The organism is Bdellovibrio bacteriovorus, assembly GCF_002208115.1.
In the GTDB taxonomy this organism is placed as follows: Bacteria; Bdellovibrionota; Bdellovibrionia; order Bdellovibrionales; family Bdellovibrionaceae; genus Bdellovibrio; species Bdellovibrio bacteriovorus_C.
In genome coordinates, this window is record NZ_CP020946.1 from 1648355 (window position 1) to 1666322 (window position 17968).

Annotated in this window: 16 protein-coding genes and 1 tRNA gene; 9 read left to right on the forward strand and 8 right to left on the reverse strand. The window is 50.3% G+C overall.

Translation table 11 applies throughout. The features are described 5' to 3' along the window. Positions 1-29: 29 nt before the first annotated feature. The 3 genes from B9G79_RS07845 to B9G79_RS07855 all read right to left on the reverse strand — a co-directional run bounded on the left by B9G79_RS07845 (position 30) and on the right by B9G79_RS07855 (position 3497). Positions 30-1040, reverse strand: coding sequence for a gamma-glutamyl-gamma-aminobutyrate hydrolase family protein (locus B9G79_RS07845; RefSeq protein ID WP_232469270.1), 1011 nt, complete (start codon positions 1038-1040; stop codon positions 30-32). Positions 1041-1158: 118 nt separating this feature from the next. Beyond that, on the reverse strand, positions 1159-2331 hold the full coding sequence (locus B9G79_RS07850) for a hypothetical protein (protein WP_088565025.1): 1173 nt from the start codon (positions 2329-2331) through the stop codon (positions 1159-1161). A 29-nt stretch (positions 2332-2360) separates the two neighbouring features. Beyond that, positions 2361-3497, reverse strand: a complete 1137-nt coding sequence (locus tag B9G79_RS07855; protein WP_088565026.1) for a carboxylate-amine ligase — start codon at positions 3495-3497, stop codon at positions 2361-2363. 607 nt (positions 3498-4104) lie between these two features. On the opposite strand from B9G79_RS07855, the gene B9G79_RS07860 reads away from it, so the two are divergent. Next, positions 4105-4187 (forward strand) — tRNA-Leu (locus B9G79_RS07860). Between the two features lie 197 nt (positions 4188-4384). Here B9G79_RS07860 and B9G79_RS18480 read toward each other — a convergent pair. Together B9G79_RS18480 and B9G79_RS18485 are read right to left on the reverse strand one after the other, a co-directional pair. Further along, positions 4385-4735, reverse strand: coding sequence for a Type 1 glutamine amidotransferase-like domain-containing protein (locus tag B9G79_RS18480; protein WP_088565027.1), 351 nt, complete (start codon positions 4733-4735; stop codon positions 4385-4387). Beyond that, the gene (locus tag B9G79_RS18485) at positions 4732-5028 is read right to left on the reverse strand and encodes a Type 1 glutamine amidotransferase-like domain-containing protein (protein WP_088565028.1); all 297 of its coding nucleotides are present in this window, start codon (positions 5026-5028) and stop codon (positions 4732-4734) included. Before B9G79_RS18485 ends, B9G79_RS18480 begins: the two co-directional genes overlap by 4 nt. A gap of 280 nt (positions 5029-5308) precedes the next feature. Between B9G79_RS18485 and B9G79_RS07875 the strand changes: the two genes are divergently transcribed. Both B9G79_RS07875 and B9G79_RS07880 read left to right on the forward strand, forming a co-directional pair. Then, entirely contained in the window at positions 5309-5578 is a 270-nt protein-coding gene (locus B9G79_RS07875; RefSeq protein ID WP_232469271.1) for a hypothetical protein, read from the forward strand. A 111-nt stretch (positions 5579-5689) separates the two neighbouring features. Then, a complete protein-coding gene (locus B9G79_RS07880; RefSeq protein ID WP_232469272.1) occupies positions 5690-6379 on the forward strand; it encodes a carbonic anhydrase in 690 nt (229 codons plus the stop codon). Positions 6380-6409: 30 nt separating this feature from the next. On the opposite strand, the gene B9G79_RS07885 is transcribed toward B9G79_RS07880, so the two are convergent. After that, the gene (locus B9G79_RS07885; protein ID WP_088565031.1) at positions 6410-7129 is read right to left on the reverse strand and encodes a hypothetical protein; all 720 of its coding nucleotides are present in this window, start codon (positions 7127-7129) and stop codon (positions 6410-6412) included. Between the two features lie 196 nt (positions 7130-7325). Between B9G79_RS07885 and ileS the strand changes: the two genes are divergently transcribed. Both ileS and tsaA read left to right on the forward strand, forming a co-directional pair. Beyond that, complete coding sequence (gene ileS, locus B9G79_RS07890) at positions 7326-10496, forward strand: isoleucine--tRNA ligase (RefSeq protein WP_088565032.1); 3171 nt, start codon at positions 7326-7328, stop codon at positions 10494-10496. Further along, positions 10496-11245: a tRNA (N6-threonylcarbamoyladenosine(37)-N6)-methyltransferase TrmO gene (gene tsaA, locus B9G79_RS07895; protein WP_088565033.1), complete on the forward strand. Its 750-nt coding sequence runs from the start codon at positions 10496-10498 to the stop codon at positions 11243-11245. Before ileS ends, tsaA begins: the two co-directional genes overlap by 1 nt. An 84-nt stretch (positions 11246-11329) precedes the next feature. Here the strand turns inward: tsaA and kdsA are convergent, their stop codons facing one another. Beyond that, complete coding sequence (gene kdsA / locus B9G79_RS07900; protein WP_088565034.1) at positions 11330-12184, reverse strand: 3-deoxy-8-phosphooctulonate synthase; 855 nt, start codon at positions 12182-12184, stop codon at positions 11330-11332. Positions 12185-12304: 120 nt separating this feature from the next. On the opposite strand from kdsA, the gene gntA reads away from it, so the two are divergent. The 4 genes from gntA to ligD all read left to right on the forward strand — a co-directional run bounded on the left by gntA (position 12305) and on the right by ligD (position 16848). Then, complete coding sequence (gntA, locus tag B9G79_RS07905) at positions 12305-12988, forward strand: guanitoxin biosynthesis heme-dependent pre-guanitoxin N-hydroxylase GntA (RefSeq protein WP_088565035.1); 684 nt, start codon at positions 12305-12307, stop codon at positions 12986-12988. A 53-nt stretch (positions 12989-13041) separates the two neighbouring features. Further along, on the forward strand, positions 13042-13578 hold the full coding sequence (locus B9G79_RS07910; RefSeq protein WP_232469273.1) for a DUF1989 domain-containing protein: 537 nt from the start codon (positions 13042-13044) through the stop codon (positions 13576-13578). A 111-nt stretch (positions 13579-13689) separates the two neighbouring features. Continuing rightward, entirely contained in the window at positions 13690-14520 is an 831-nt protein-coding gene (ku, locus tag B9G79_RS07915) for a non-homologous end joining protein Ku (RefSeq protein ID WP_088565037.1), read from the forward strand. Between the two features lie 3 nt (positions 14521-14523). Then, positions 14524-16848 (forward strand): DNA ligase D, encoded by a 2325-nt coding sequence (ligD, locus tag B9G79_RS07920; protein ID WP_088565038.1) that lies wholly within the window; start codon positions 14524-14526, stop codon positions 16846-16848. Here the strand turns inward: ligD and B9G79_RS07925 are convergent. After that, a complete protein-coding gene (locus B9G79_RS07925; RefSeq protein WP_088565039.1) occupies positions 16832-17950 on the reverse strand; it encodes a DegT/DnrJ/EryC1/StrS family aminotransferase in 1119 nt (372 codons plus the stop codon). The genes ligD and B9G79_RS07925 overlap by 17 nt on opposite strands. Positions 17951-17968 lie beyond the last annotated feature (18 nt).

Below are 17968 nucleotides of genomic sequence, written 5' to 3' on the forward strand. Positions count from 1 at the left end.
GCAATAGATTAGTGGACCGTCTGGCTGTGTTACAGAGCAAAGATCTTGGAGCAACGGGAAGGCATCACGACGTTCTTTTGCTGCACAATACGCCAAAGGATCTTGGATCCCAGTTGATTGTTCATGAGTTCCGGGTGGAACTGCAAAAGCAGGCCCCGGCCGTTTTTAAACTCGGTGGCTTCGGTGACTCCGTCATGTCCCTGCGCGGCCAGTTGTAATGGACCATTTTCTTTATAGATCACTGCCTGATGGTGTAATGAATTTACCAATAGTTTTCCATCCGCGTTTGGCACCAGTGAACCCAGAATGTTGTGTTTGGTTTTATGAACCTGAATTTCATGCCAGTCATTTCCGTGGCTGACTTTGTCGCCCACGTGGAAAGGCACATCCTGCATCAACTGATAGCCCAAGGCCACCGCCGAAATCTGAGAACCCCTGCAGACCCCCAGCAGGAAGCCTTTTTCCTGTGCAACATAAGACTTGATCAGTTGAATCTCGAACTGATCGCGCGTCGGGATGGTGTTGCGGGAGTGAGTGTTTTGTTTTTTATAAAGAGTCGGCTCAACGTCATCACCCCCCATGGCCACCATGAATGGGAATTTTTCCGAGATTTGTTTGAACAGATCGCGGGTTTCTTCAAGGCTCAGTCCCAGGTTGGCGTTCATGGGAAGAATGAACGAGCTATGACGGCTTTGCGCAAAGATTTTTTTAAAATTGATCACGCGCTGGGAATTCATGCCGTAATCTTTGGGAAGATTCGCAATCAAAAGCGCGCGCGATTCGCGGGAATTTTCATTTAATGGTTTAAAACCCGACAAAGCCAGGTCCGGAGTTCTTCCTTCGAATAGCTCCATCAGTTCGGGTTGTCTTTGCAGCTCGCGCATATAGCGGGTGGCGGCCTGTTCTGGTGTTTCACCGGACTTCACAGGAAGAATGATGGGCGCCAGGGTGTTTCCCGGACTCCATTCATACAGACGAACCAGATCCCCGGTGGCCCAGGCAAATCTGGCAAAACTTAGAACCAATAATAGAATCCACATACTGTAACCCATACCAGAGTTCCATTCAAAAGCGGTGCCTGCTTTGCGGTCCTGATATTTATCCTGGTGGTTTCGGCGGAGGTGGCGGCGTTTCAGTTTGAGACAGCGACCAATTTCGTTATTCAATCACACGATAGTTGTCGGGATTTGAACAGGTGCGGCCGAAGCGTTTTTCAAGATGCACGGCTGTCTGGGCAAGACTTGAAACATAGCCCGGGCCTCCGTGGCTTTGCCACACTTGCAGCCATTCAGGGAAGCTGTACATCGAGGCCGAAACGTTTCTCAGCACTCGTGAAACCGCCACGTCGATTTGTGTTTCGTTCAATTGGCGGTTTTGTTCGCGCAATTGTTGTTTCAGATTGTTTTTGTGTTTGTGGAATTCTGCCAGACCCTTTTTGAAATCAAAGTCTTTGGCTTGGACATAGGACAGCGCCTGGGCGCGGTCTTCTTCGGTCAGGCTTCCCAGCAACTGAATGTTGAATTCCTGGCTTTTGCGACGAATGAAATCCACGCGACTGAAAAGGTAGTCCTGCAGATTTTTTACGGCCACAGCCCCGCCCGTGTTGTATCCCAGGGTGATCAGAATGCGTTTGATCTGAACATAATCCTGACGGGGATATCCCGCTTCGCGCAGCAGGGCCGGGATGTTGCGTTTGGCGAATTCGTTGTCGACATATTTTTCATTCAGTTTGTGAAAGATCCCGGCATAAAGCAGGTTTTTCACCGGGTTCGAGTTCTTTGACATCAAAGAGCATTTGCTTTCTTTCAGCAACGGACGCCAGAAGCTGGCGCCCCGGTACTGGGTGCGGGATTTGATCCACTGGCAGGATTTTTTGCGGCTTTTAAAGATCTGCTCCTTGTAGGCAGGCAGCACCTGATCCACATCCGCGATGGCTTTTCCGGTCAGTTGCCCGATGCCGGCGTCCCCATTGGGATTCTGAATCTGCACGTGAAAACCGCTTTCCATCATCAATTTCGGGAACAGCCACTGTGGATCAATCTCCAGACAATCAGTGATGTTTTCAAAAGCCTGACTGAGGGCTTTGATTTCAGAGGTGGTATAGCGTGGGCGCGGCTGACCGGCCTCGGGCTGGCTCTTTTCAGAGGAGCATCTCACAAAGAGACGCGACTTTTCCCCCACAGCAATACGCGGGAACGAGTTTGTCAGGGCGTGGTCCATGCAGGTGTCGAAGTTCTCTGCGGAGGCAAAGAACGGCAACAGGCTGACCACGAATGTGACAAACACCGCTTTTAGAAGCTTTATAAAGGTATTGGAAAAGAACCCTTGCATGCCGTCTTAACAAAGCAAGGGCTCTGCCATCAGACGACGTCGAGGTCCTTTTCAAAGACGTCGCAAAGTGAGTCGACGACATCTTCAAGTGATCCGGTTTTCTCAAACAGGGCGCGCTGGATTTCATAGGAAGGATGGGTCAGATCCTCTTCGACCAGTTGTTTTAGATATTCTGTGTAGCCCATCTCGGCGGCATCCTCTTTCATCGCGGACAGCAGATCGTTGATGTCCGCGCGAAGATTCTTGGTCAAGCCATCATTATCAATCAGCACGTCGCAATCAAGTCCATGGCGGGACGCACGCCATTTGTTTTCGCGCACCATCCAGTCATCCGGCGTCTGACGGCGAATGCCCTGATCCAGACGTTTTTGCAGGTGACGGGCCAGCAGGTGAATGAATGCCACAAGGCGCGTGGTTTTGCGAATTCCCGGAACACCGTCACAGATGCGGATTTCCAGTGTGCCATAGTTCGGGCTGGGACGGATGTCCCACCAGATGTCCTTGAAGCTTCCGATGGATTTGCTGCGGGTTAATTTCTGTACGATGTCTTCAAATTGCGCCCAGTTTTCCACACGGCACGGGGTGCCTCCGGCCGGGTGAGCCTCAAACACCGTGATGCGCGAGGATGCCAGGCCTGTGTCGTGGCCCGTCCAAAAAGGGGAGCTTGCCGACATCGCCAGCATGTGCGGCAGATAGTATAGGAATTCATTCATCATGGCGATGCAGTGATCACCATCTTTCATTCCCAGATGCACATGCAGGCCGTAAATCATCAGACGGCGGGCAATGTGCTGGTTTCTTTCAATCAGATACTCATAGCGATCCGATGGATAAAATATACGATGATGCCATTGAGCGAACGGATGGGTTCCGTTGGTCGCAAGTCTTGCACCGTGCTTTTTACAGATACGCGAAAGCTCGCGGCCAGTTAGCAGCAGTTCATATTCCACTTCCTGCACGTTTTTGCAGATCGGGGTGTCGATTTCCAGCATACTCTGAAAAATTTCAGGTTTCAGATGCGGGCTTTGTAAGGACCATTCTTCCAGGATATCCGGAGATATGGGGTAAAGGTTTCTGGTTAGCGGGTGAATGATTTGAAGCTCAACTTCTACACCCAGCGAGAATAAGTCCGATTTTCCAAAAGGAATGGGTTGAGGCTTAGTCATAAAATCACCTTAGGGAGTTATGACCATCGGGGCAAATTTTAATGATGAAAATGTAGGAATAATATGACTTGGCGGAATAATATGACTTGGCGCGCTCAAATAGGCCTGAAAATAAAATGGGGGGCCTCATCGGCCCCCCGGACTCGTGTGAAGGGAACCACCAAACCTTCACTGAGTCGCCCAAAATAAATTTTTAGTTTCAGTATCGTCTTTTCCTTGCTTCAACCCGGGCGGGGCTTCGTGCCACCGTTATCCAGAGAGCGTACATCACGACTCCCGAGTAGAAGAGGCAGAACATCGCTACATCTTGTAAGTCTGTCATGTACTCTCCTTCCTTTACTTTTTGCGGCCTTCCTTGGCCTCGGATTCCTGAGGTGCCATCCTAGCGTCCCCTTGTTTCCGTTTGTAAGAGCGTCCGTGCTCTTATTGATATGACAGGGAGGGGTGGGGTGACAGGGAGGGGTGGGGTTGGGGTTAATCTTTTTTGCTAAATTTGTGGGCAAAAAAAGGTCTAGTTACTGGCCGGGGCCCAATGGGCATCCTATTGACTCTGAGGGGTCAAAATGGTTAATTAGTTGTTCCCTCTATCAGAATTTCTTATAGGTGCGCGCGGATGGTGGAATTGGTAGACACGTACGTTTGAGGGGCGTATGCGCAAGCGTGAGGGTTCAAGTCCCTCTCCGCGCACCACTCTTTGGGGCTCTTGCCCTCCTTGGCTTCGGACAGTCCTCGCTCTTTTCTTTATTTTACTAGTTTAGGTCGCTTTTGGGTTCGTCGGCGTCTTTGGGTGTTTTAGTTTACTGCAAAGGCCTGCGGAACTTGCCAATGAGGGCAAGAGCCCCAAAGAGCGCTGCGCGCAGAGGGCCGTTCACTGCGTGGGTGGAAGCTCAGGGGGTTGGGTGTCCTACGAGTTCTGTTTTTCCTTGGTTGATGCGAATGGCTTCGCCGTCGTGGAGGGTTTTGTATTTGATGTTGTGGGTTTTGTAGTAGGCTACGACGTTTTCCATTGCTGGGGATTCTGGGTGGTTGGAGCGATAGTGTGGGGCTATGCAGAAATCAATGAGCCCGAGGCCTTCCCATTGTAGTTCGGTTGCGGGGATTTTTTCTGGTTCGTCGGCTAGATGAATTCCCTTGAGTGTCGGGCTTAAGACGCAGGCGCCAGCACTGAATCCACCATAGACCAGATCCGATGTCTGTAATAAATTCGGGAGGAGTGTGTCGAGGCCGGATTTGTTCATCGCCCATCGAGGGCAAATGTATTTCCGCCTGCGGCCCACATCAATCCATAATTAGATAAAGCAGATTGCAGATCGGCTTTTGCATTAAAATAGTTTCGCAGATCCAGTTCTTCCATTTCGATTCCAAGCTCTGCGAAGGCCATTTTGTATTTTAATACATAGTCCGGTCTTTGCTCGTTCCCAAAAGGATCGGTCGCATTCATGATAAGTGCGGCCCTCTTATTTGAACCGATAAGTTCAGTCAGTTTTTCGGGCGCATTTCCGATTTGGTAGGAAGATAAGAATAACTTCATCTGAAAAATGTAGCACTACTGCCGACGCGTGAACATGAATTTGTCGATGAATTTTCACCTCTCGAAGTCGCACTGTAGGAGGGTGGACATTTTTTCGGGTCTGTGATATTGTCAGCCTATGTTTGTAATTAGTTTTTCTGTCTCAGAGTAGTTTTGCGAAGAAAGGCTTGAGCTGGGCTCGCCTTTCTTCCGCTTCTTGTTCAAATCGGAAAAAATTATGGATGGAGTTCTGCTTCTTTAATTTGAAGCAGGGCGGTTGCTTTTGTTTTATGGGAATCAGATGAATATGAAAAAAGAAGAAGTGCTAACGACAGAATCCAGCAAGGTCGAAAGCTGGGAGCGCTGGTGGCATGCATTGTCTATTTCTGACACCTTGTTGTCCCGGGCGGAAGAGGACCCTTCGATGAAGGAAATCTGCAACTATCTGGAGAGCATCGAAGTCGTGTTCGAAGACGCCTGTGATCCGGCTGATGACTTTAAGGCTTATGCCATCCGGTCGCTCTGTCAGGCGGTGCGACGGACCCTAAAAAATAAGCAGGAGTCGACGTGATTTCGAGCACTTGGACGCATGCGACGCAACTGGTTAGGTGGGCCGGGTTTTCTTTGATGTAGAATGTATAAAATTCTTTTCGCCTGTCCAATCCGGTGGTACAGAAATCCCATGGCTTTACAGGAACGCACTCTTAAAAAAGAAATTCTGAAGATGGTTGTTGGTTTTCATCGCTTTCAGCAGCGATTCTTTAACAATCAGGATTCTCACCTGTACGAACACCTTTCCAGCATCGGTCAAAGTCCCAAGACGCTGATGATCGCCTGCAGCGACTCTCGTGTCGATCCGGCTATTTTGTTCTCGTCCTCGCCGGGTGAAATGTTTGTGGTTCGCAACGTTGCTAATCTGGTGCCTCCGTTTGAATCCAATATGGGTTTCCACGGGGTCAGTGCCGCGATCGAATTTGCCGTGGCCAATTTGAAAGTCGAAAACATCGTGGTTCTGGGGCACCGTCAATGTGGTGGTATCCGCTCTCTGTTCCAGCCTGAAAACGTCCTTAAGGGCGGCTTTGTGGCGCAGTGGATGACCATCGCGGAAACAGCGAAGCTGAAGGTTCTTGAGAAAGATCCACATGGGGATCTGGATACACACTGCCGTGATTGTGAAAAAGAATCCATCGTGACTTCTTTGCAGAATCTACGTTCGTTCCCGTTCATTCAGGATGCGATCAAAAACCGCGGATTGGAGCTTTTCGGGGTTTACTTCGACCTGGAAAACGGTCACCTGTGGAACTACAATGACGCCACTCACGTGTTTGATGAAGTCACCCTGAACGGTCTTCGCGCCACGAATTTGCCTTAAAATTTCAAAAGACAATCAGAAGGCTTCACGCTAGTAGTGAAGCTCGCCACCCGGGAACTTGATCACGCGCTCGTTCCCCGGAGCCACCAGGTGCGCCCACAGTGGAAGCTTTTGGCGCTCTGGCGCCGCCAGCGTGTAGATACGCTTGGTTCTGACTTCGCGCAGTTTCAGCGTGTATTTGAAGGCCAGAGTGAAGGGGATGTACTCTTTGCTGATGGCGACGACCTCAAACCTGTTGTAGGCCGCAATCGTTTTGCCATTGAGAATCACCGAAGCAGAATTCACCACATGATCCCGCACGGCCGCGCGTCCGGTTTGCAAGGTGGGGCTTCTGTAAAGCTGGTCCGGGATCATATTGAAATTGCCTATCACCGATTCAGGATCCGCCTTGGCTCCTACAAAGTAAGTGACCCCGGTGGGCTGAAGGTTTTTACCCAGTTCAACCAAAGACAGTGTGTAAACGGTGTCGACTTTCTTGTGGTCTTTCAGGCCATAGGAATCAAAAGAGTGAACGTAACTGACGCGATACAGGCGGCCTTTGCGGATGGGCGACTGGCCGTATTCGGTCAGGGTCATCGCAACGGTTTTTTCCGGGGGCTGCAGCAGTTCAGGTTGAGTGACCACCTCGGACAGGTCGGCAGTGGCCTGTAAAAGCAGGCGGGGGCGCAGGTCGCCATAGGTGGCCTGCTCGGCTTTACCGAAAGCCGCCGTGGAAATCAGAATAAGGGTCAGAAAAACCAGCTTGGTCATCGGGCTTTAACTAGCAGAATCCGTTCCATGACCAGATTCAAATAATGCAGTCCCAGGGAAGAGGGCCCTGTTCACTCTCTAAACAAGCTCCGGGAAGTGTCATTTTCTGACGCATTGCCAAAACAGCAATCTGGTCCCGGAAAGCGGGCTTCTAGACGTGCAAGTTCTGGGAAAACCTGATAGTTATTAAGGACCTATGACAAATGCAAACACTCGTTCGACACCGTATTCAGCCGTAAAACCAGATGTGAATCTTGCCAAGCAAGAAGAGACCATTTTGGACTTCTGGGATCAGGAGAAAATTTTTGCTCAATCACTGAATCCTGAAGGTAAAAAAACTTACAGCTTCTATGACGGTCCTCCGTTTGCAACCGGTCTTCCGCACTATGGTCACTTGCTGGCGGGTGTTTTGAAAGATGTTGTTCCTCGTTACTGGACGATGAAAGGCTACACAGTGCCTCGTCGTTTCGGTTGGGACTGTCACGGTCTTCCGGTCGAGTATGAAATCAACAAGACTCACAAAATTGAAAGCCGCAAAGACGTTTTCAAAATGGGTGTTGCCAATTACAACGACGCTTGTCGTTCGATTGTAAAACGTTATTCCACTGAATGGAAAACCACGGTTCGCCGTGTGGGGCGCTGGGTGGATATGGAAAATCCTTACTTCACCATGGACGTGTCTTTCATGCAGTCGGTGTGGTGGGTGTTCCAGCAGTTGTTTGAAAAAGGTTTGATTTATGAAGGCTACAAAGTCGTTCCTTACTCTGTAGGAATCTCTACTTCGCTTTCAAACTTTGAAGCCAATCAGAACTACAAAATGGTTCAGGATCCAGCGATCACTGTGATGTTCAAACTGGTGAATCAGCCGGACACAGCGATCATGGCATGGACGACGACTCCTTGGACCTTGCCTTCCAACCTGGCGTTGGCTGTGGGGAATGATATCGAATACGTCAAGGTTCAGGAAAAAGCCACGGGCCGCAAGCTGATCATGGCGCAGGCTTTGCTTTCTTCCGTCTTCAAGAAAGCGGACGAGGAAGTGGAAGTTCTTCAGATGATGAAGGGCACAGAGCTTGTGGGTCTGACTTACGAGCCTCTCTTCCCATACTTCGGCGATCGTGCTGACAAGGGTGCTTTCCGTATTATCTCTTCGGATCACGTGACCACGGAAAGTGGTACCGGTGTGGTGCACATGGCGCCTGCATTCGGTGAAGAGGATTACTATGCTTGTGCGAAAGCAGGCATCCCGATGGTCAATCCAGTGGATGACGATGGTATGTTCACTGCGGAAGTTCCTGATTACGCAGGAAAACGCGTGAAGGAAGCTGATAAAGATATCATCGCGGATCTTAAAAAACGCGGGAACCTGTTTAAGCAAGATACTATTCAGCATAGTTACCCGTTCTGTTATCGTTCCGACACACCGCTGATTTATCGTGCGGTGTCTTCTTGGTTTGTGGCTGTTGAAAAAATCAAAGAAGAGCTGATTGCAAACAACAAACAAACTTCCTGGGTTCCGGATCATCTGCGTGATGGCCGCTTCGGAAACTGGCTGGAAGGCGCTCGTGACTGGGCGATTTCACGCAATCGTTTCTGGGGGACACCACTGCCAATCTGGCGAAATGCCGAAGGCGAAGTGATTTGTGTTGGTTCCCGCGCGGAGCTTGAAAAACTCTCCGGCCAGAAGGTCGACGATTTGCACATTGAATTTGTGGATAAAATCACCATCCCATCACCAACTGGCAAATCGCCGTTGAAGCGTGTGGACGGCGTATTGGATTGTTGGTTTGAATCCGGCTCCATGCCTTATGCTCAATGGGGTTATCCTGAAACGTCTGTGGAAGATTTCAAAAAAGCCTTCCCGGCAGATTTCATCGCAGAAGGTCTGGATCAGACGCGCGGTTGGTTCTACACGCTTTCCATCATCGGAACGGCGTTGTTCAATCAGGCTCCATTCAAAAACGTGGTGGTGAACGGTTTGGTTCTGGCTGAAGACGGTCGCAAGATGTCCAAGTCTTTGAAAAACTATCCGGATCCAATGGAAGTGTTGAATCAGCACGGTGCGGATGCTTTGCGTTTGTACTTGATTGATTCTCCGGTGGTGAAGGCTCAGGAATTGAAGTTCTCTGAAAAAGGCGTTTACGATATCGTTCGTAAGATTTTGCTAAGATGGTGGAACTCTTATTCCTTCTTTGCGAACTATGCCAATATCGATGGCTTTGTTCCAAAAGGCGATGCGAAGAAGTCACCGAACATTCTGGACCAGTGGGTTTTGTCCCGTCTGAATGGTCTGATTGCAAACACGCACAAAGAAATGGACGCCTATCGTCTGTACAACGTTGTGCCTCATTTGCTTCAGTTCATTGAAGACCTGACGAACACCTACATCCGCTTCAACCGCAGCTTGTTCTGGCAAGACGGCATGCCGGAAACCAAACGCTATGCTTACGAGACTTTGCACGAGGTTCTGGTGACCTTGTCACGTCTGATGGCTCCGTTTGCTCCGTTCATGTCAGAGGTGACTTACAAGAATCTGGCGCAGGTTCTGAAAGACAAGAAAGACTCTGTTCATTTGGAATCCTTCCCGACGGCAGATCTTTCCATGCTTCGTCCTGAGCTGGAAGAAGCCGTAAAAGCCATGGACACATTGGTGACCCTGGGGCGCAATCACCGTGAAAAAATCGGCGTGAAAGCAAAAATCCCGCTGAATGAAATCAAGATCATCCACAGAAGTGCAGAGCTTCTGGAAACTTTGAAAAAGTTCGAACCGTTCTTCGTGGACGAACTGAACTTCCGCAAAGTTGTCTACAACCCGAATGAAGATCAATTCGTTCAGGTGTCTGCCAAGGCGAACTTCCCGGTGTTGGGTAAACGTCTGGGGCCTAAGATGAAAGCTGTGGGCGCAGGTATCATGTCCCTGTCCCTGGAAAACATCCTGAAGCTTGAAGGCGGCGGTACTGTGGTCATCGAAGGTGAGGAAATCAGTCTGTCTGATGTGGAGATCCGTCGTGCACCTAAAGGTGACAACGCGAATTTGTCCGTGCATCAGATTGTATCCATTGAGGTGGACCCAACGGTGACTCCAGAGCAGGAGCGTGAAGGTCTGGCTCGAGAGATCATGCGTAAGATCCAGGTGGCCCGTAAAACGGCGGACTTCCAGATGGATGACAAGATCACTTTGGAAATTGCTTGTGACGGTGCTTTGTTGGAGGCATTGAATGCCCACAAGGACATGATCACAGGTGAAACCCTGACGAAGAATCTGAATATTCTGGCGTTGACGGCAGAGCCTAACGGCAAGCACACCGAGACGTCAGACATCGATGGTCAGACGATCAAAATCGGCGTCACCAATCTGCCAAGATAATGAAACAGCTGGGAGAGGTTTTTGAATTTTCGGCAATAGGTGTGGTGAGAACTCCGTTCAAAGACAGATTCGGAGTTCCGCGCCAGCCCGGGCTTGCGGCGCAGGCCAAAGGGGTGATTAAAATCAACCCCGATCCGGATTTGAAAACCGCTCTGCGTTCGCTGGAAGAATTCACTCATATCTGGATTGTCTTTGTCTTTCATGATCATGGTGGCAAGGGCTGGAAACCCAGCATTCGTCCGCCACGATTGGGTGGCAACCGCAAAGTCGGTGTTCTGGCTTCGCGTTCTCCGCACCGCCCGAATCCCATCGGGCTTTCTGCAGTCTTAGTTGAAAAAATTGATTTTGATGCCGAAGGTGGCCCTGAGATTCACATCGGCGGTGTGGATCTGGTCGATGGCACGCCCGTGCTGGATATCAAACCCTACATTGCTTATGCGGATTCAATTCCCCAGGCCAGTGCAGGGTGGGCGTCTGCACCTATTCCTCGTTATCCGGTTATTTTTTCGGATGAAGCTGAAAATGAAATTCTAAAACGTGATCCTCAAGGGAAGCAGAACCTGCGTGCCCTGATCGTGGATGTGATGGAGCTTGATCCTCGTCCCGCGTTCCAAAAACGTCAGAACCCGGTGACCGACTCGGCATCGTGGGGACAGCGGTATGGCATTGATGTTCTGGGAAATGATGTGAAGTATGAACTTCGCGAGTCGGGGCTTTATGTCTACGACGTTCAGGATCTGAAAAAGTAAAAGCCCCAGTGATGGGGCTTTTGCGCACTGCTTAAGCAAAATTGCGGTGGGCCCTCCTGTGGAGGGTGCCGCAAGAGGTACCTTTTAGTTTTCGGTGTTTAGTTCTGGGAAGGATTTTACCAGATCGTCCAGAGCTTTCATTTGCTGCAGGAATGGCTCTACTTTGGAAAGAGGCAACGCCGACGGTCCGTCGCAAAGGGCTTTGTCTGGATTTGGATGGCTTTCGATGAAAAGACCTGCAAGGCCTACGGCAAGACCCGCGCGGGACAATTCTGCCACCTGGCCACGGCGGCCACCAGACGCTGCACCAAATGGATCACGGCACTGCAGGGCATGGGTCGCATCCAAAATCACCGGGCTGCCTTTGGAAACTTTCTTCATGATGTTAAAGCCCAAGGTATCCACGACCAGATTGTCGTAACCAAAGTTCGTACCACGATCACACAGAATGATTTTGTCATTACCGCACTCTTCAAATTTATCAACGATGTTACCCATCTGTCCTGGGCTCAGGAACTGCGGTTTCTTCACGTTGATCACGGCGCCAGTGCGGGCCATGGCTTCAACCAGGTCTGTCTGGCGCGCCAAGAAGGCGGGAAGCTGGATCACGTCGACAACTTCCGCCACGGGTTTGGCCTGATGGATTTCGTGAACGTCCGTGATGACTTTCACGCCGAAAGTTTTTTTAAGCTCCGCAAAGATCTTCAAGCCTTCTTCCATGCCCGGTCCACGGTAAGAGTGGATAGAGGATCGGTTGGCTTTGTCGAAAGAGGACTTAAAGACATACGGAATATTAAGTTTGTCGGTGATTTTAACGAAGTGCTCACACACTTGCATGGCCAGATCGCGGGATTCCAGGACATTCAGGCCTGCAAACAAAACAAATGGCTTGTTGTTCGCTACTTCAATATTTCCGATTTTTACGACTTTATTTTGCATGGGTAATACCATAGCACCCTTTATTGGCTTTTGACATCCAATATTCTCTGTCGGAACGGGAGTGCGGAAAGACACGAAGCCCGACCTTGTTAGGGGCTCAACCGACACAGACAATGCCTTATGGAAACCCATCAAATTGAAGCCGACCTTAAATCCCTGATAAATCAACGTCATTACCCCTGCGTGGCCGCTATTCAGGCGCTGCATCACCGGGACTACACTTTTGACGTCTATGAGGACTTCGGCACCGGGGATTCCCGGCATCGCCTTGCGCTGAACCTGATACGATTTAAACACGAGCAGCGGCAAAGTCAGGTGCCTTACCTAAGCTACTTTGCCATCTATCCCAATGACCGGGCTAACACCGAAGAAGAGTTCGAACGAAAGATGTGGCGCGAGCTTTCGGCCCTGTGGGAAGACGAAACTATTGCCGGTAGCTGGGATCCTCAGTTCAGTGACAATCCCGAGGAACAGAATTTCTGTTTCAGTCTGGATGGCAGTGCGTATTTTGTCGTGGGTCTGCATCCCGCGGCCAGTCGCATTTCCAGGCGGCTTCCTTACAATGTTCTGGTGTTTAATCTTTACAGTCAGTTCACCGAGCTGATGAAAAAGGGGACCTACGATGCCATGGTAAAAGTCAACCGTGACCGGGATCGGCGCTTTCAGGGGTCGGTCAACCCGATGGCTGAAACTTACAATGAGTCGTGGGAAAGCATTCAGTTTTCGGGACGTAACAATCCTCCCGATTGGAAATGTCCTTTCACGAAGGGGCTGGGAATTTTGCGGAGCAAGCTGTGGAAGTAAGTCGTCTTTCTCCATTTTGCCGGATTCCCGCCCAGCAAGGGGCAGGATTCCGAATGAGTAAGGGCCAAAAGCTTCGGGTGGTCACCCCAGAGGATATGCAGGTGGCGGACCTTTTTTGCTATGCAGTTTCTGATGTCACCGAAACGTTGTCCAGTGGGCGCTCTATTGATTATAACGACACCATCTATTTGACTCAAGGTCATGATCTTTATTCCAACCGCAGCAATGTGATGTTGTCGGTTCTGCAGGACAGTTGCGGGCGACATGATTTTTTGATGACCCCCTGCAGTTTGCGCATGTTTCAAATCGTTTCGGGAAGCTCCCATTATCATCCCAGTTGTCACGAAAACCTGGTGCGGGCCTTTCAGGAACTGGGGGTCGAGGGTGATACAGTCGGCACCACATTCAATCTTTTTATGAATGTGGCTGTGGATTCTCTGGGGTTGATTTCCATTCAGCCTCCCTTGGCGCGAGCGGGGGACTATATTCTGCTGCAAGCGCAAATGGATCTGCATGTGGGGCTGACCGCGTGCTCTCATCCGGAAACAAATCACTTTCATTGCAAACCCATTCACTATCGGCTGGAGTGATTGTCTTTTCCCACTGGACTGGACGGGCAAAGCGGGGCTTGTTGGCAAAAGGCGGCCTTAAGGCTTTTCAAAATGCCACTGATGGTTTGTCCTTTTTAAAAGGAGAACTTTATGGCGGCAAGTATTTGGAAAGGCTCTATCAGTTTTGGGCTTTTGAATATTCCAGTTAGTCTGCAGAGTGCTCAAAGCGAAAAAGAGGTTCATTTTTCCATGCTGGACAAAAAAGACCTCTCGCGCATCCGCTATCTGAAGGTCAGCGCCAAAACCGGCAAAGAAGTTCCCAGTGACCGTATCGTGAAAGGCTATGAATATCAGTCCGGGCGCTACGTCATCATGACCGAGGCCGAGCTGAAGAAAGCCAATGTCAAAGCCACACAAACCATCGACATCGAGGATTTCGTTTTGTTGGATGAGGTGGATCCGATGTTCTTTGACCGGCCTTATTATCTGGTGCCGCAAAAAGGGGCGGAAAAAGGGTATTACCTGCTGCGGGATGCATTGGAAGGAACCCGCAAGGTCGCCATCGGAAAACTTGTTATCCGGATCAAACAGCATCTGGCCTTGATCATGCCGCGCGGCCCGTACCTGGTGCTGGAGCTTTTGCGTTTTTCCCATGAAGTTAAAAGTGAAAAGCAGGTTCATTTTCTGACAGCTTCGGCAAAAAAACCGTCTTACAGCCCGAAGGAGCTGAAAATGGCCGAAGAGCTTGTGGAAGGCATGACCAGCGAGTGGAAGCCGGAACAATACAAAGACACCTATTATCAGGATGTGATGAAAACCATTCAGCGCAAAGTCAAAGGCGGACAGGGACATCGGGTCAGTGAGGCTAAAGAGGAAAAAATCGCCACAACCGACAACGTCATTGATTTGATGCCGCTGCTGCAGAAAAGTCTGATGGCGAAAAAGAAGACCTCCCGTCGCAAAACCCGGGCAAGGGCTTAAGCTATGCCTTTAAAAGAGTACCATCAAAAGCGGGATTTCAAGAAAACCCGCGAACCACGGGGACGCGCACAAAAGAAGGCGAAAAAGCCCGCCAAAGAGCAATTGATGTTTGTTGTGCAGGAACATCATGCTTCGCATTTGCATTATGATTTCCGGCTGGAGTGGCAGGGGGTTTTGAAAAGCTGGGCTGTACCCAAAGGTCCCAGTCTGGATCCTCACCTGAAGCGGCTTGCCGTTGAAGTGGAGGATCATCCGCTGGAGTACGGAAGTTTTGAAGGGGTGATTCCGGAAAAACAATACGGTGCGGGCCAGGTCTATATCTGGGATACCGGGGTTTGGATTCCCAAAGGCAATGCCGCAGCCGGATTCAAAAAAGGTCATTTGGAATTTGAGCTAAAAGGAAAAAGACTGAAAGGCACCTGGGATCTTATTCGCACGCGCATGCAAGGGCGACAGGTGCAGTGGTTGTTAGTCAAACGTGAAGATGCTTATGCCCGGGCCGGGTATGAAGCGCCACTGATTGGCGAAAAGACCCCGGCACGGCGAATTCATTCGCAAGAATCCTTTCAATTTGTCAAACCGATGCTGGCCCTGCTGGTAGATGAACCGCCTCACGGGAAGGAATGGATCCACGAAGTGAAGTGGGACGGCTATCGCATTCAGGCCCATGTCCACGGCACCAGTGTGAAGTTGTACACCCGGGCCGGGCATGACTGGGCTGGCAAGATGACAACAGTCGCCCATGATGTTTCAGGCCTGAATGTGCAGTCGGCCGTTTTGGACGGGGAAGTGGTGGTTCTGGATGCAAAGGGAGTCAGTCATTTTCAAAAACTGCAAAATTACTTTGAGTCTGATCCCGATCAAAAATTGACCTACTTCGTTTTTGATCTGCTGATGTTAAACGGAGAAGATCTGCGCGATCGTCCGCTGAAAGAACGGCGCAAAAAACTTCAGCAGATTTTAAAAGGCAAGCGCAAAGGCCGTCTGCAACTTAGTCGGGAGATAAAACTCACAAAAGGTTCCTGGGCGCAGTTGCAAAAGCAGGGGCTCGAGGGAGTGATTTCAAAAAAAGCGGACAGCACCTACGTTTCAGGCCGTAAGGGCGAATGGGTGAAGAGCAAATTTTTGAATCGCCAGGAATTCGTGATTGGCGGATACGTTCCCGGGAAAGGCAGTCGCAGCGACTTTGGGGCCTTGTTGTTGGGGGTTTATGAAAAAGGCCAGTTGCGCTTTGTTGGCAAGGTCGGGACTGGATTTAACCAGAAAAATATTACTTCGTTAAAGCGTCAATTGGACAAAATTAAAACCGCTAAAAAGCCCTTCACTGCCGGGGATCCACCGAAAAAAGATGCCATCTGGGTGAAGCCGCAATTGCTTGCGGAAGTGCGCTTTGCGAACTGGACCCACGGCATGCACCTGCGGGCTCCGGTGTTTGTCGAGCTTCGTAAAGACAAGCCCGCGCCCGATGTCACTTCCGACGCGTTGATTCTGACCAGCCCGGACAAAGTGCTTTACCAAGACGAGGGCATCACCAAGCTCGAGGTGGCCGAGTACTACATTGCCATCGCTGAGCGCATGCGGCCTTATCTGGAAAACCGTCTTCTGGCCTTGGTGCGCTGTCCGGAAGGTTCAGCCGGGAAATGCTTCTTTCAAAAGCATTTGAACGCAAAGGCGGATGCTGTGGCGATCTTTGAAAAAGACGATGCCTTGTACGTCAAGGACGTGCGCGGTCTTTTGGAGCTTGTGCAGATGGGTGGTTATGAAATCCATGGTCGCAACAGCCGCGCGGAAGCACCCGCCAAGCCGGATCAGTTTGTTCTGGATCTGGATCCGGGATCAGGAGTGCCCTGGAAGGACGTGGTGGCCGCCGCTTTGTTGTTTAAGAAGGATCTGGAGGCTTTGGGGCTTCGCAGTTTTGTGAAGCTCAGTGGGGGCAAGGGACTGCACATTCATGTGCCTTTCAAGCCCGGCCCAACGTGGGATGAGGTAAAGCATTTTACTCATGCTCTTGCGCAAGCCTGGGAGGATCGTTATCCGGATCGGTTTGTCAGTAAAATGTCCAAGAAGATCCGCCACGGGAAAATATTTGTCGATTATCTGCGAAACTCAAAAGGGTCGACCAGTGTTCTGCCATATTCACTGCGTGCCCGTGATAAAAGTTCGGTGGCGCTGCCGGTGGCGTGGAATCAGTTGAAAAAATATGAAAGCGGGGATGCCGTCAGTCTGAAAATGGCTTTGCAGGAAATCAAGAAAAGCCGAGACCCTTGGGCAAATTACTTTGCCCGGGCCCCGGTTTTGCCATTGAAGAGAACTAGAAGTGCTTCTTGACTGTATCGCAAACGTACTGAAGCTCTTCCTGAGTGATGTAAGCATAACAAGGAAGATTCAAAACCGCTTGAGAGATATGGTGAGCGTTGCCGTTGTCGATCTTGCCAGCCAGGTGACCTGCAGAACCGGATTGGTGGCTCATCGCGCCCGGATAGATGGTGCCGTAACCCACGTTGGCTTTTTTCAATGAATCAATCAAAGAAGCGCGCAAAGAAGGTTCGATCATCGCAACGGCGCAGTAGCCGTTCTCTTTCACTTTGGAAGTCGCACGCACTGGTTTCAGAGGAAGACCTTTCAAAGACTCTTCATAGAACTTCACAGCGTTCATGCGGCTTTGGATGCGTGCATCGATGTGTTTCAAAGACATGTTCAGGAACAAAGATTCGTAAGCTCCGATACGGGAGTTCCAGCCGATCATGCCGTGAGAATAGTGATCAGTTCTGCCGTGGTTGATAAGCGTGCGGCAGTTTTTGGCGTATTCATCGTTGGTCGTGAAGATCGCACCTGCGTCTCCGGAAGCACCCAGAACCTTTGCCGGATAGAAACTGGTGGTGGAAATCAAAGCCGTGCCCAGGATGGACTGGCCGTCGATTTCAGTGCCGAAGCACTGGGCGCCGTCTTCGATCAGAAGAACGCCGGCTTCTTTGGCGAATTTGCGGATTTCCAAGGTGTCAGCAGAAGCCCAGCCGTAAAGGTGAACCATCACCGCGGCTTTGGGTTTGAACTGTTCTACAGCTTGTTTGAAAGTGGCAAGGTCCCAGTGGCATGTTTCACGATTTACATCCACAGTCACAGGGTTCGCGCCCACGTTCACAACGGCTTCGAAAGTGGCCCAGAAAGTCATATCAGGAACTAGGACTTTGTCGTTCTTGTTAACGCCCACTGCACGCAAAGCAATTTGGATCGCATCAGTGCCGTTGGCACAACCGATAGCGTGTTTGGATTTTGTGTAAGCTGCAAGGTTGGCTTCCATTTCGCCAACAATAGGACCGCCCACGAATTGCGTTTTATCGAAAAGATTTGCAACGCCATTCAGGAACTCATCACGGAAACCAGGTTCAAAACGATTCAGGGTGATAAATGGAACTTGTTGAATGCTCATAGTTTTCTCTCTCGGAAA